Here is a 14,181-nt window from a genome sequence, read left to right on the forward strand (position 1 = left end):
GTCAGTGCCCCGTGACATGCTCGGGGGCGTGGAGACCAGGTCCGTCAGCCCCGTTTTCGTCGGCCGCGACGAGGAGTTGGGGGCGTTGCACGACGCGCTCGCCCGCGCCGCAGCCGGAGAGCCCCAGGCGCTGCTCGTCGGGGGCGAGGCGGGCGTCGGCAAGACCCGGCTGCTGGAGGAGTTCACGGCGGCCGCGGCCCGCCGCGACGTCGTCGTCGCGCTCGGCGGCTGCGTCGAGATCGGCGCCGACGGGCTGCCCTTCGCGCCGTTCTCCACCGCGCTGCGCGCCCTGCGCCGCCAGCTCCCCGAGGAGCTCGCCGAGGCCGCCGCCGGCCAGGAGGAGGAGCTCGCCCGGCTGCTGCCCGAACTCGGCGAGGCCCGCCGCGGCCCGCGGGACGACGAGGAGGGCATGGCCCGCCTCTTCGAGCTCACCGCCCGCCTGCTCGAGCGGATCGCCGCCCGCCGCACCGTCGTCCTGGCCCTGGAGGACCTGCACTGGGCGGACGCCTCCACCCGCCACCTGCTCGCCTACCTCCTGCGCACGCTGCGCAGCGGCCGTCTGGTCGTCGTCGCCACCTACCGCTCCGACGACATCCACCGCCGCCACCCGCTGCGCCCCCTCCTCGCGGAACTCGACCGTCTGCGCACCGTCCATCGCATCGAGCTGGGCCGGTTCAACCGCACCGAGGTCGAACGCCAGATCGCCGGCATCCTCGCCGCCGACCCGGACCCCGCCCAGGTCGACGACATCTTCGCCCGCTCCGACGGCAACGCGTTCTTCGTGGAGGAACTGGCGGTGGCCGCCCAGGACGGCTGCTGCACCGGCCTCACCGACTCCCTGCGCGACCTCCTCCTCGTCCGTGTCGAGGCGCTGCCCGAGACCGCGCAGCGGGTCGCCCGGACCGTCGCCGAGGGCGGCTCCACCGTGGAGTACCGCCTCCTCGAGGCCGTCGCCTCACTCGCCGAGGACGACCTCATCGAGGCCCTGCGTGCCGCCGTCGGCGCCAACATCCTCCTCGCCACCCCGGACGGCGACGGCTACCGCTTCCGCCACTCCCTGGTCCGTGAGGCCGTCAGCGACGACCTGCTCCCCGGCGAGCGCTCGCGGCTCAACCGGCGCTACGCCGAGGCCCTGGAGGCCGACCCCACGCTCGTCCCCGCCGACCAGCGCGCCACCCGCCTGGCCAGCTACTGGTACCACGCGCACGACGCCGCCAAGGCCCTGCCCGCCGTCCTCGACGCCGCGGTGGAGGCCCGCTGCCGGCACGCACACTCCGAACAACTCCGGCTCCTGGAGCGGGCGATGGAGCTGTGGGACCTCGCCCCCGACGACGTGCGGGCGGCCCTGCGGCCCGTGGACCACGCCGAGGTCTACCCTCCCTGCGGCCGCGACCCGGAGATCACACCCCTGCGCTACCTCGACCTGATGGCCGAGGCGGCCGTGGCGGGCCGGCTGTGCGGAGAGCGGGACCGCGCCCTGAAGATCACCAAACGGGCCCTGCGCCTCTTGGAGGAGGACCCCGACCCGCTGCGCGCCGCCTGGTTCTGGGTGCAGCGCTCCCGGCTCGTGCAGAACACGGGCCGTGGCGACGGATGGAAGGAACTCGCCACCGCCCAGGAGCTGGTGCGGGGACTGCCGCCCTCCGAGGTGCACGCCGAGGTGCTCGCCATGGTCGCCGGCTGGTCGATGCTGCACGAGCCCGGCCCCGACGCGTTTTCGGCCGCCGAGCGCGCCGTGGAGTACGCGCGCATGGTCGGCGCCCGTGACATCGAGCTCAACGCCCGCCTCACCCTGGGCGGCCTCCTGGTCGACGCGGGCGACATCGACACCGGGCTGGAGGAGATCTACGAGGTCAAGGAGCAGGCGGCCGCCCTCGGCGAGGCCTACGTGAGGGGCCGTCTGCATGTGAACCTGCCGTCCCACCTGGAGGGCATCGGCCGTTCCCGGGAGGCTGTCGAGGTGCTCCGGGAAGGCCTGGAGATCACCCGCAAGCTCGGGCTGACGGACTCCGAGGCCTGGGTGTGGGGCAACCTCGGCGATTCCCTCTACTCCCTGGGCCGCTGGGACGAGGCCGCGGAGGCCGGGCTCCAGTCCGAGCGGGTCGGCCAGAGCGCCAAGCCCCGCGCCTTCCGGGCCACGATCCACGCCCACCTCGCGCTCGCCCGTGGCGACCTGACCGAGGCGGGACGGCAGCTGGCCGCCGCCCGTGGGTACCTGGGCACGCACGACACCATGCCGCAGCACGAGCTGAGGCTGGAGCACGTCACCATCGGGATCGCCGCCGGCGAGGGTCGCCTCACCGACGCCCGCGCCGCCCTCGCCACCGCACTGACCAGGGGGTTCCCGCCCGGCACCCAGCGCTACGGCTGGCCGCTGCTGCTCGCCGCCGCCACCGCCGAGGCCGATGCGCTCGGGCTGCCCGCCGCCGAGCCGGGCCGTGCCGAGACGCTGGAGCGGATCCGCGACACCGCGAAGACACTCGCCGCGAACGTGCCGGTGTGGCAGGCGTACGCGTGCTGGGTCCGCGCCGAGCTGCTGCGCGCCGAGGGGCGTGCCACCCCGGACGTCTGGGCGGAGGCCGTGACCGCCTTCGAGGCCCTGGACCGCCCGTACGACCTGGCCCGGGTCCGGCACCGGCTCGCCGAGTCCCTGCTGGCCCCGGGCGGCGACGAGGACGCGCGCGAGCGGGCCGCCGAGCTGCTGCGGCTGGCCGGGGCGGTGGCCGACCACCTCGGTGCCCGGCCGCTCGCCGACTCGGTCGCCCTGCTCGCCCGGCGCGCCCGCCTCACCCTCACCCCCGCCCCGGAACCGGCCGCGCTCGATCCCGCGGAGTCCCTGGGCCTGACCAACCGGGAGCGGGACGTGCTCCGCCTGGTCGCGATCGGCCGCAGCAACCGGCAGATAGCCGAGGAGCTGTTCATCTCCCCGAAGACCGCCAGCGTCCACGTGTCGAACATCCTGGCGAAACTGGGTGTCGCGGGGCGGGGCGAGGCGGCGGCGGTGGCGCACCGCTTGCGGTTGTTCCCGGCGGAGGCGCCCCCTGTCCAGGCCGCAGGCTGAGGCTTACGCTGACGAGAGGCCCCAGGGAGGCGCCGTGTTCAACATGTTCGAGGAACTGTTCGCGCCGGGCCGCAAGCACACCCACGATGAGCAGAAGCGCCTGGAACTGACCCGGCTGGACGTCACGGACGGCGATCCGGGCCGCGGCCCGATCGACCTGGCGTCGGGCACGGTGGTCATACGCCTGCCGAAACCGGCTCCCGCCGAGCCGGAGCCCGACCAGGGCTGAACCGGCCCGGCCGGCTACGACACCTCCACCTCGAGGATCCGGTCGTCGGCGGGCGACGGCTTGCCCCGGCCGTCCGTGTTGCTCGTGGTCAGCCACAGCTTGTCGCCGCCGGCCGCGACCACCGTGCGCAGACGGCCGTATTTGCCGGTGAGGAAGGCCTGCGGGGGTGCCGAGGCCTCCGTGCCCTTCAGCGGGATGCGCCACAGCCGCTGCCCGCGCAGACCCGCCATCCAGATCGATCCCTCGGCGTAGGCGATGCCGCTGGGGGAGGCCACGTCGGTGTGCCACTGGGCGATCGGGTTCTGGTACCTGGGGTCGCTCGCCCTGCCCTCGGTGTCCGGCCAGCCGTAGGTGCCGCCCGGCTTGATCGCGTTCAGCTCGTCCCAGGTGTTCTGGCCGAACTCGGAGGCGTACAGCCGCTGCTTGCCGTCCCAGGCCAGACCCTGCACATTGCGGTGCCCGTACGAGTAGACCACCGAGTTCCCGAAGGGGTTGCCGGGGGCGGGCTCGCCCTCGGGGGTCATACGCAGGATCTTGCCGCCCAGCGAGTTCCGGTCCTGGGCCAGACCCCGGTCGCCCGACTCGCCGGTGCCCGCGTACAGCATGCCGTCGGGGCCGAACGCGATACGGCCGCCGTTGTGGATGAAGCCCTTCGGGATGCCCTTGAACACGGTGTCCGGTGCGCCGAGCTGCTCACCGGCCGGTTTCCGCGGGTCGTACAGCATGCGGACGATGCGGTTGTCGGAGTCGGTCGTCAGGTAGGCGTAGACCAGGTGGTCGGAGGAGTGGTCCGGGGAGAGCGTGATGCCCAGCAGACCGCCCTCGCCGTCGGCGGCGACGCCCGGCACCGTGCCCAGGAGCGTTTTCCGGCCGGTCCTGTCGTTGACCCGGGTGATCGTCCCGTCGTCCCGGGAGGAGACCAGGAGCCCGCCGCCGGGCAGTGCAGCCAGGCCCCAGGGTGTCCTGAGGCGATCGGCGACTGTGCGCACCACCCGCACCGACCCCTTGGCCGGCGGTGTCTCCTCGGCGGTCCGCCCGGAGGCCGACGGCGCCGCCGAGCCGGCCGAGGAACTCTCGCCACCACCCGGTGTGCCTCCGCCACCGGAGGAGCAGCCGACCGCCAGCAGCGCGGTCGCGGCCACCACGGCCGTCACCACTCGACGTCGCACCATCCAGGTCCCTCCGCCACGGGCCTTCCTCCCTTACCTACGCCTCGGACACCCCTGGGGTTCCCACCGCCGGTCTTCCCTCCACCGACCGTCCCATTCGGGCACGCGGTACGGGGCCCGTTCAGTCCCACGACCCCTGCGCCGCGGGCAGTCCCGCCAGTTCCGTCAGGTCCTCGGGGGTCAGCCGCAGCACGGAGGCCGCCGCGTTCTCCGCCACCCACCGCCGCTGTTTGGCGCCCGGGACCGGGACCACGTGGGGGCCCTGGGACAGTACCCAGGACAGGGCCACCTGGGCGGGGGTGACGGCGTCGCCGTGGCGGTGCGCCACCCGGCGCAGGCCCGCCACGATCGGCTGGTTCGCCGCCATCATCTCCGCCGTGAAACGGGGATGCCGGGCGCGCAGGTCGTCCGGTTCGAAACCCTCGCCCGGGGTCAGCGTGCCGGTCAGGAAGCCGTTGCCGAGCGGCATGGCCGCCAGGAAGCCCACGCCGCGCGCCGCGCACCACGGCAGCAGCGCGTCCAGCGCCTGGGGCGACCACACCGACAGCTCCGCCTCCACCGCGCTCACCGGGAACACCTGCTGCACCCGCTCCAGCTGCCTGATCGTTCCGTCGTACCGCCGGGTCCCGGTCCGCCGCCCGCCGCGCACCCCCACCGCGCACAGCCCCAGAGCCCGCACCTTGCCCGCCCGCACCAGGTCCGCCATCGCGCCCCAGGTCTCCTCGACGGGCACCTCCGGGTCGGCGCGGTGCAACTGGTACAGATCGATGACGTCCGTCTGCAGACGGCGCAGCGACGCGTCGCAGGCCCGTTTCACATAGCCGGGGCGGCCGTTGGCCACGATGTGCTGCTCGCCCACCAGCAGCCCCACCTTGGTCGACACGAAGGCCTCGGCGCGCCGCTCCTTCAGGGCCCGGCCCACCAGCAGTTCGTTGGTGAACGGCCCGTACATGTCGGCGGTGTCCAGCAGTGTCATCCCCAGGTCGAGCGCCCGGTGCACCGTCCGCAGCGACTCGTCGCCCCGCTGCCGGGAGGTGGAGTACCCCCAGCTCATCGGCATGCACCCGAGTCCCACGGCCCCCACTTCGAGCGTCGCCGCGCCGATCGTCCTGCGCTCCACCTGGCCGTGTCCTCCTTTGCTGGCACCCCAAACTAACCAATGCGGCACCGGATCCTTGGCATAGCCTCCTGACCATGACCGACGACGTTTGGCTTCCGTTCCGCACCGACGAGATAGAGGGCCTGCCCAAGGGCCTGGAGTACCGCTACTGGGACGGCGGGCAGGACTTCCCCGCCGACCCGGCCGACTGCGTGTTCTACGCCGTGCCGTACATGAAGCGTCAGGACGTCAAGGTCCGGCCGCTGGAGCGGATGCGGAACCTGCGGGTCATCCAGACGCTGACGGCCGGAGTCGACGACATCACCGCCCACCTGCCGTCCGTCGTGCCGGGCGTGCGGCTGTGCAACGCGCGCGGAGTGCACGAGGCGAGCACGGCCGAGCTCGCGCTCGCCCTGATCCTCGCCTCGCTGCGCGGCATCCCCGGCTTCGTACGGGCTCAAGCGGAGGAGCGCTGGCAGAGCGGGTTCCATCCCGCGCTCGCCGACAAGTCCGTCCTCATCGTCGGCTACGGCGCGATCGGTGCCGCCATCGAGGACCGGCTCGCGCCTTTTGAAGTCGCGCGGGTGGCGCGCGTCGCGCGCCGCGAGCGCAACACAGCGCGCGGCCTTGTGCATCCTCTCTCCCGATTGTCGGAACTTCTTCCCGACGCCGATGTCGTCGTCCTGGTCACCCCGCTCACCGAGGAGACGAAAGGCCTGGTCGACGCGGAGTTCCTGGCCCGGATGAAGGACGGAGCGCTGCTCGTCAACGTGGCGCGTGGCCCGATCGTCGACACCAAGGCCCTGCTGGCCGAGCTGGAGTCCCGCCGTATCACCGCCGCACTGGACGTCACCGACCCCGAACCGCTGCCGGCAGGGCACCCCCTCTGGCATGCGCCGGGCGTGCTCATCAGCCCTCATGTCGGCGGCCCCACCTCGGCGTTCTGGCCCCGGGCCAAGCGTCTCCTCAGCTCTCAGCTGAACCGTTTCGCGCAGGGAGAACCCCTCGAGAACGTCGTCCTGACGACCGGCGGCTGAACCGGCGCGGCAGGCGCGGGCGTCGGGGCGGGGCAGACCCCGCGCACGGCCGACGTGGCACACGAATCCGGCCATCGCCGCCACCCGCGCACGCGCCCGCCAACGGTCGCACCACCGGCGCACACACCGCTGCCGGCGCACCACCGGTCCGCTTCCGGTACGCTCCGCAGTCCCCCGAACGCGGTACGTACCCGCATTCGCCCTGGTCGTCACGGAGAGTAGAGGGACTATGTCCCTGAGTGACGAGACTGGTGTATCGTCCCCGACAGGGCTGCGCCGCGCACCGTTCGGCGCCGGGGACGGAATTTTCAGACATACGAGGGGGGCGACGGGCGATGCACGGCCTATGGACGAACGACCCGACGCGGCGTGGCCGCGGGCGACGACCCTGGCGGACCGCGGCGCGCAGACGCGGTCACAGCGCTCACGGCAGCCGTCGTCACCACGCCGGCCACTGTCACCACCCCGGGGACGCCGACCGCAAGAGGCATGCCCACCCGGCACGCCGGGCCCAGCGGGACCCGGCGCCACGGACCGGGAGGGACCGGTGAGGTCCCCGGGAGTACCGCCGGCCCGCCGTCCGGCACCGGGCGGCCGGGCGCACCCGGCTCCGCAACTCGTCCTGGCCCTGGTGTGCGCGGGATACGCCGTCGGTTCCGCGCTCGACTGGGGCTCCCGGACCCTCGCGCTGGTCATGGGCGACTTCGGGTTGAGCGCGGCGGCCGGCACCGCGTCGGTCTCCTGCCTGCTGTACGCCCGCAGCCGCCGCAGCCGCTTTCGACCGGCCTGGCTGCTGTTCGCGCTCTCCTCCGCCATGGCCGCTCTGGGCAACGGCGTCTGGGGCTGGTACGAGGTCGTCCTCGACCGTCCCGTCCCCTCGCCCAGCTGTGCCGACCTGTTCTTCCTCTGCTTCGCCCCACCCGCGATCGTAGGACTGCTCGTGCTCGCCAAAAGGCCCGCCAACAAGGCGGGTTGGGTATGCCTGGCGCTCGACGCGTGGCTGATCGGCGGCTCGCTGCTGACGCTGTCGTGGAGTCTCGCGCTCGCGCAGGCGGCCAAGTTCGACGGGCCGAGCGTGGCGCACACCGCGCTGTCGCTCGCGTACCCGCTGCTGGACATCGCCCTGATCAGCATGGTGGTCGCCCTGCACCTCAGGCGCTCGGCGGTGAACCGCTCCGCGGTCAACACCGCCATCGGCGCACTCGCCCTGACCGTGCTGTGCGACGCCCTGTTCACCTCGCCGCTGCTGCACAGCAACTACCACTCCGGCCAACTGCTGGACGCGGGCTGGTTCTCCGGCTCGCTGCTCCTCGCCTACGCCCCCTGGGTCGGCGCCCGGCCCGGCCGGATGCCGGACGACGAGCACACGCGCGTGGTGCACGAACACGTCCCCGAGCAGCGGCAGAGCGAACCCCGGGCCGCCGGCCACGAGGAAGGGCACCGGGACCAGGACCCGGCCCCCGGGCTCCCGCAGGGACCGGCCCACGACCGGTATCCGGCCTCACCCCCGCCGGACGCCGACCACGACCGGTACCGGGCCACGCGCCCGATCGCCGGATCGCTGGCCGCGCTCATGCCCTACCTGGCCGCCGCCGTCTGCACGCTGGGGATCCTCTACAACGTCCTCAACGGCCACAGCGTCGACCGCGTGGTGCTCATCACCGCGGGCGCCGTCGTCCTCGCGCTCGTCGTGCGTCAGGGCATCATGCTGCTCGACAACATCACCCTCACCCAGGAACTGGCGCAGAAGGAGAACCACTTCCGCTCCCTGGTGCAGGGCTCCAGCGACGTCATCATGATCGCCGCGCCCGACGGCATCCTGAACTACGTCTCCCCGGCCGCCGCCGGCGTCTACGGCCGGCCCGCCGAGGAACTCGTCGGAACCGAACTGGCCGCGCTCATCCACCCCGATGACCTGGGCTGCGTGGTGCACGAGGTACGGCGTTTCCTCGCCGCCAGCCACACCGAGGAACCGACCACCCGCATCGAGTGCCGCTTCCGCTCCGGCGACGGCGGCTGGCTCAACGTGGAGTCCACCGTCAACCGCCACCAGGGCGGCCTGATCTTCAACAGCCGGGACGTGACCGAGCGGGTGCGCCTGCAGGCCCAGCTGCAGCACAGTGCCGAGCACGACCCGCTCACCGATCTGCCCAACCGCGCCCTGTTCACCAAGCGCGTCCAGCAGGCCCTCTCCGGCCGTCGCTCCTCCGACCGCGGCACGGCCGTCCTGTTCATCGACCTCGACGGCTTCAAGGCCGTCAACGACACCATCGGGCACCAGGCCGGCGACGAACTGCTCGTCCAGGCCGCCCGCAGGCTCCAGGAGTCGGTGCGGCAGGGCGACACCGCCGCGCGCCTCGGCGGCGACGAGTTCGCGGCCCTCATCGTCGGCGACGGCACCCGGGACCGCACCGCGCGCGAGAGGCACATCCTCGAGCTCGCCGACCGGCTGAGGGTCACCCTCTCCCAGCCGTACGACATCGACGGCAACGATGTCCGGGTGGCCGCCTCGATCGGCGTGGCCTTCGCCGAGCCGGGCCTCGGCGCCGGTGAGCTGCTGCGCAACGCCGACCTCGCCATGTATCGCGCCAAGGCCGCAGGCAAGGGCCGCGTCGAGCTGTACAGGCCCCAGATGCAGCAGGACGTCGTGCGCAAGGCCGAGCTGGCCACCCGGCTGCGGGCCGCGCTCGACGACGGCGAGTTCACCCTGCTGCACCAACCCGTGGTCTCGCTCGAGGACGGCCGTATCGCGTCCGTCAGCGCCCGGGCGCGCTGGCGGTCCTCCCAGGGCGTGCTCTTCACACCGGACGAGTTCCTGCGTGTCCCGGAGGACAGCGACAAGGCCGCCGAGCTGGGCCGCTGGATCCTCGAGGAGGCCGTACGGCAGGCCGCCGAGCGCGCTGCCGGAGGGCTCGTCGTACCCGTCGCCGTCCGGGTGAGCGCCCGCCGGCTGCTCGACCGCTCCCTGCCGCTCGGTTCCATCGAGGCCCTGCTCACCCGGCATGGTCTGGCTTCCGGCGGCCTGATGATCGAGCTGTCCGGCATCGACCCGCGCATCTCCCTGGAGGAGCTGGAACGCAGACTCGGCAACCTCCGCCGGATCGGCGTCCGCATCGCACTGGACGGCCTCGGCAGCGGCTACGCGGCCATCGCGGCGCTGCGCCGGCTCCCCATCGACGTCCTGAAGCTGGACCGCAACCTCGTCGAGGGGGTCGTCGAGTCGGCGCGGTTGCACAAGATCACCGGTGGGCTGCTGCGCATCGCGGGCGACCTCGGCCTCACCTCCGTCGCCGACGGGGTGGACCTGCCCGAGCAGGTCGTCGCTCTGCGCGCCATGGGCTGCACGCACGGTCAGGGCATGGCATTCTCGGGCCCACTGGACGAGTACCGGCTGCGCAGGGCGCTCACTTCCGGCCACTACCGCGTGCCGCTCGGTCCGGCGGAGCCGGCCTTCGCGGGCGGAGTGAGAGAGCCGAAGGAGCGCGTCGATGTCGAGAGCGCATGGGGGTCCCCCCGCTCTGGCGAAGCCGAGAGTGGGGGAGCGCGCAGGCCCGAGGGGCTGAGCCCGGTCGCGGCCTCGACACCGACCGGGGCGCCCCGTAGGTGAACAGCTCACGGAGAGGGCCGCGGGGGTGTACACGAGTGGCGTGCCTGCCGTTTTCGGAGGCGGGACGGCCCTACGCTCACATAATGAGACTCCCGTCCCACTCACTTGACAGTGATGCCGTGCCGGGGGGAGGGTCTGTGCCATGCGCACCCGAATTCTCGTACTTGGACAGCGCGTCGGCTGAGCTGGGACCCACCGGGCATGAACCGGAAGACCCAGCGACCACACCCGGCGCGCTCCCCTCGCTTGCCTCATGGCACGAGGGGTTTTTTGTTGCACAGGCACCAGCCGAACAACGCCCAAACCTCGCCAAAACCCTCAGCATCGAGAAGAGAATGCCGATGACCGAGCAGGCCACCGGGGCCCATCACCCGCAGCCGCGGCCCCGATCCGGAGGACAGCAGTCCGCGCCCGAGCACGTCACGGGTGCGCAGTCCCTCATCCGCTCTCTCGAGGAGGTCGGCGCCGACACGGTATTCGGCATTCCGGGTGGTGCCATCCTTCCGGCGTACGACCCGCTGATGGACTCCACTCGGGTGCGCCACGTGCTGGTGCGGCACGAGCAGGGCGCGGGCCACGCGGCCACCGGCTACGCCCAGGCCACCGGCAAGGTCGGCGTCTGCATGGCGACCTCGGGACCGGGAGCCACCAACCTGGTGACCCCGATCGCGGACGCCCACATGGACTCGGTGCCGCTGGTCGCGATCACCGGTCAGGTCGCCTCCAAGGCGATCGGCACCGACGCCTTCCAGGAGGCGGACATCGTCGGCATCACCATGCCGATCACCAAGCACAACTTCCTGGTCACCAAGGCGGAGGACATCCCGCGGGTGATCGCGCAGGCGTTCCACATCGCCTCGACCGGCCGTCCCGGCCCGGTCCTGGTCGACATCGCCAAGGACGCCCTCCAGGCACGGACCACCTTCTCCTGGCCGCCGGTGATGGACCTGCCCGGCTACCGCCCGGTGACCAAGCCGCACGCCAAGCAGATCCGCGAGGCCGCCAAGCTGATCACCTCGGCCAAGCGGCCCGTCCTGTACGTCGGCGGCGGCGTCCTCAAGGCGCAGGCCACCGCCGAGCTGAAGGTCCTCGCGGAGCTCACCGGGGCGCCCGTCACCACCACGCTGATGGCGCTCGGCGCGTTCCCCGACAGCCACCCGCAGCACCTGGGCATGCCCGGCATGCACGGTTCCGTGGCAGCCGTCACCGCCCTGCAGAAAGCCGACCTGATCGTCGCCCTCGGAGCCCGGTTCGACGACCGCGTCACCGGCAAGCTGGACAGCTTCGCCCCGTACGCCAAGATCGTCCACGCGGACATCGACCCGGCGGAGATCGGCAAGAACCGCGCCGCCGACGTGCCGATCGTCGGGGACGCCCGTGAGGTCATCGCCGATCTGATCCAGGCCGTGCAGAAGGAGCACAGCGAGGGCCACCAGGGTGACTACACCGCCTGGTGGAACGACCTGAACCGCTGGCGCGAGACCTACCCGCTCGGCTATGACCTGCCCGAGAACGGCACGCTCTCCCCGCAGCAGGTCATCGAGCGCATCGGGCAGCTCGCGCCGCAGGGCACGATCTTCGCCGCGGGCGTCGGCCAGCACCAGATGTGGGCCGCGCACTTCATCCAGTACGAGAAGCCCGCGACCTGGCTGAACTCGGGCGGCGCCGGAACCATGGGTTACGCGGTCCCGGCCGCGATGGGCGCGAAGGCCGGCGCCCCGGACCGTACGGTCTGGGCGATCGACGGCGACGGCTGCTTCCAGATGACCAATCAGGAGCTGACCACCTGCGCCCTGAACAACATCCCGATCAAGGTCGCCATCATCAACAACGGCGCCCTCGGGATGGTCCGCCAGTGGCAGACCCTCTTCTACAACCAGCGGTACTCCAACACGGTGCTGCACTCCGGGCCCGAGGACGTCGACCCGGCGGCCAGGGGAACCCGCGTCCCCGACTTCGTGAAGCTGTCGGAGGCCATGGGCTGCTACGCGATCCGCTGCGAGTCCCCGGACGACCTGGACAAGGTCATCGAAGAGGCGAACTCCATCAACGACCGCCCCGTCGTCGTCGACTTCATCGTCCACGAGGACGCGATGGTGTGGCCGATGGTCGCCGCCGGCACCTCCAACGACGAGATCATGGCCGCCCGGGACGTCCGCCCCGACTTCGGCGACAACGAGGACGACTGAGAGAGAGCTGAGTCAAGAACCATGTCCAAGCACACCCTCTCGGTCCTGGTCGAGAACACCCCCGGCATCCTCGCCCGGATCGCCGCCCTGTTCTCCCGCCGCGGCTTCAACATCGACTCCCTCGCGGTCGGTGTCACGGAGCACCCCGACATCTCCCGCATCACCATCGTGGTGAACGTCGAGGACCTGCCCCTGGAGCAGGTGACGAAGCAGCTCAACAAGCTCGTCAACGTGCTGAAGATCGTCGAGCTGGAGCCGTCGCAGGCCGTTCAGCGTGAACTCGTTCTGGTGAAGGTGCGCGCCGACAACGAGACGCGCTCCCAGATCGTCGAGATCGTCCAGCTGTTCCGCGCGAAGACGGTCGACGTCTCCCCGGAGGCCGTCACCATCGAGGCCACCGGGTCCAGCGACAAGCTGTCGGCCATGCTGAAGATGCTGGAGCCGTACGGCATCAAGGAGCTGGTGCAGTCCGGCACGATCGCGATCGGCCGCGGCGCCCGTTCGATCACGGACCGGTCCCTGCGGGCCCTCGACCGGTCGGCGTAAGACGGTGTCCGGGCGGCCGGGGACGACCGGCCGCCCGTATTCCGAGACCCCGAAACTTCCGTTCCGCCCGCCGTCATACGGTGGGACGCAACACCTGCACTCAAGGAGAGAACCCAAAGTGGCCGAGCTGTTCTACGACGCTGACGCCGACCTGTCCATCATCCAGGGCCGCAAGGTCGCGGTCATCGGCTACGGCAGCCAGGGCCACGCCCACGCGCTGTCGCTGCGCGACTCGGGTGTCGACGTCCGTGTCGGTCTGCACGAGGGCTCGAAGTCCAAGGCGAAGGTCGAGGAGCAGGGCCTGCGCGTGGTGACCCCGGCGGAGGCCGCCGCCGAGGCGGACGTGATCATGATCCTGGTGCCGGACCCGATCCAGGCCCAGGTCTACGAGGAGTCCATCGCCCCGAACCTGAAGGACGGCGACGCGCTGTTCTTCGGCCACGGCTTCAACATCCGCTTCGGCTTCATCAAGCCCCCGGCCGGCGTGGACGTCTGCATGGTCGCCCCGAAGGGTCCGGGCCACCTGGTGCGCCGCCAGTACGAGGAGGGCCGCGGCGTTCCCTGCATCGCCGCCGTCGAGCAGGACGCCACCGGCAACGCCTTCGCGCTGGCCCTGTCGTACGCCAAGGGCATCGGCGGCACCCGTGCCGGCGTCATCAAGACGACCTTCACCGAGGAGACCGAGACCGACCTGTTCGGTGAGCAGGCCGTGCTCTGTGGCGGCACCGCCGCGCTGGTGAAGGCGGGCTTCGAGACGCTGACCGAGGCGGGCTACCAGCCGGAGATCGCCTACTTCGAGTGCCTGCACGAGCTGAAGCTGATCGTCGACCTCATGTACGAGGGCGGCCTGGAGAAGATGCGCTGGTCGATCTCCGAGACCGCCGAGTGGGGCGACTACGTCACCGGCCCGCGCATCATCACCGACGCCACCAAGGCCGAGATGAAGAAGGTCCTCGCCGAGATCCAGGACGGCTCCTTCGCCCGGAACTGGATGGACGAGTACCACGGCGGTCTGAAGAAGTACAACGAGTACAAGAAGCAGGACTCCGAGCACCTGCTGGAGACCACCGGCAAGCAGCTGCGCAAGCTGATGTCGTGGGTGAACGAGGAGGCGTGACCTCTGATGCGGCGGTGCCCTTTGCCGGGGGCGCCGCCGCATTATTCTTGTTGTCCACACCGGCCAGCCACGTCCGGGTGATCCTTCCGCGCAGGCGCATTACGCCCCCCGCCGCGCCACTAGACTG

Annotated in this window: 9 protein-coding genes; 7 read left to right on the forward strand and 2 right to left on the reverse strand. The window is 71.7% G+C overall.

Annotated features, from left to right (window positions below):
• Positions 1–16: 16 nt before the first annotated feature.
• Together SY2F82_RS31310 and SY2F82_RS31315 are read left to right on the forward strand one after the other, a co-directional pair.
• On the forward strand, positions 17–3,061 hold the full coding sequence (locus SY2F82_RS31310; protein WP_200422736.1) for a helix-turn-helix transcriptional regulator: 3,045 nt from the start codon (positions 17–19) through the stop codon (positions 3,059–3,061).
• Positions 3,062–3,095: 34 nt separating this feature from the next.
• Positions 3,096–3,290, forward strand: coding sequence for a DUF6191 domain-containing protein (locus SY2F82_RS31315; protein ID WP_200422542.1), 195 nt, complete (start codon positions 3,096–3,098; stop codon positions 3,288–3,290).
• A 14-nt stretch (positions 3,291–3,304) separates the two neighbouring features.
• On the opposite strand, the gene SY2F82_RS31320 is transcribed toward SY2F82_RS31315, so the two are convergent.
• Together SY2F82_RS31320 and SY2F82_RS31325 are read right to left on the reverse strand one after the other, a co-directional pair.
• Positions 3,305–4,462, reverse strand: coding sequence for a sorbosone dehydrogenase family protein (locus tag SY2F82_RS31320; RefSeq protein ID WP_200422543.1), 1,158 nt, complete (start codon positions 4,460–4,462; stop codon positions 3,305–3,307).
• 118 nt (positions 4,463–4,580) lie between these two features.
• A complete protein-coding gene (locus SY2F82_RS31325) occupies positions 4,581–5,579 on the reverse strand; it encodes an aldo/keto reductase (protein WP_200422544.1) in 999 nt (332 codons plus the stop codon).
• A gap of 74 nt (positions 5,580–5,653) precedes the next feature.
• Between SY2F82_RS31325 and SY2F82_RS31330 the strand changes: the two genes are divergently transcribed.
• The 5 genes from SY2F82_RS31330 to ilvC all read left to right on the forward strand — a co-directional run bounded on the left by SY2F82_RS31330 (position 5,654) and on the right by ilvC (position 14,054).
• Positions 5,654–6,595 (forward strand): 2-hydroxyacid dehydrogenase, encoded by a 942-nt coding sequence (locus tag SY2F82_RS31330; RefSeq protein ID WP_200422545.1) that lies wholly within the window; start codon positions 5,654–5,656, stop codon positions 6,593–6,595.
• A 547-nt stretch (positions 6,596–7,142) separates the two neighbouring features.
• Positions 7,143–10,202 (forward strand): EAL domain-containing protein, encoded by a 3,060-nt coding sequence (locus SY2F82_RS31335; RefSeq protein ID WP_200422546.1) that lies wholly within the window; start codon positions 7,143–7,145, stop codon positions 10,200–10,202.
• 341 nt (positions 10,203–10,543) lie between these two features.
• A complete protein-coding gene (locus SY2F82_RS31340) occupies positions 10,544–12,391 on the forward strand; it encodes an acetolactate synthase large subunit (RefSeq protein WP_200422547.1) in 1,848 nt (615 codons plus the stop codon).
• 21 nt (positions 12,392–12,412) lie between these two features.
• A complete protein-coding gene (ilvN, locus tag SY2F82_RS31345; RefSeq protein WP_166002432.1) occupies positions 12,413–12,937 on the forward strand; it encodes an acetolactate synthase small subunit in 525 nt (174 codons plus the stop codon).
• Positions 12,938–13,055: 118 nt separating this feature from the next.
• On the forward strand, positions 13,056–14,054 hold the full coding sequence (ilvC, locus tag SY2F82_RS31350) for a ketol-acid reductoisomerase (protein ID WP_200422548.1): 999 nt from the start codon (positions 13,056–13,058) through the stop codon (positions 14,052–14,054).
• The last annotated feature ends 127 nt before the right edge of the window (positions 14,055–14,181 follow it).

Source organism: Streptomyces sp. Y2F8-2 (assembly GCF_014905555.1).
Classification (GTDB): domain Bacteria; phylum Actinomycetota; class Actinomycetes; order Streptomycetales; family Streptomycetaceae; genus Streptomyces; species Streptomyces cynarae.

Coding starts and splice junctions, on each gene's coding strand:
- SY2F82_RS31330 (WP_200422545.1), top strand. CDS start 5,654: ATGACCGACGACGTTTGGCTTCCGTTCCGCACCGACGAGATAGAGGGC.
- SY2F82_RS31340 (WP_200422547.1), top strand. CDS start 10,544: ATGACCGAGCAGGCCACCGGGGCCCATCACCCGCAGCCGCGGCCCCGA.
- SY2F82_RS31320 (WP_200422543.1), bottom strand. CDS start 4,462: ATGGTGCGACGTCGAGTGGTGACGGCCGTGGTGGCCGCGACCGCGCTG.
- ilvN (WP_166002432.1), top strand. CDS start 12,413: ATGTCCAAGCACACCCTCTCGGTCCTGGTCGAGAACACCCCCGGCATC.
- SY2F82_RS31310 (WP_200422736.1), top strand. CDS start 17: ATGCTCGGGGGCGTGGAGACCAGGTCCGTCAGCCCCGTTTTCGTCGGC.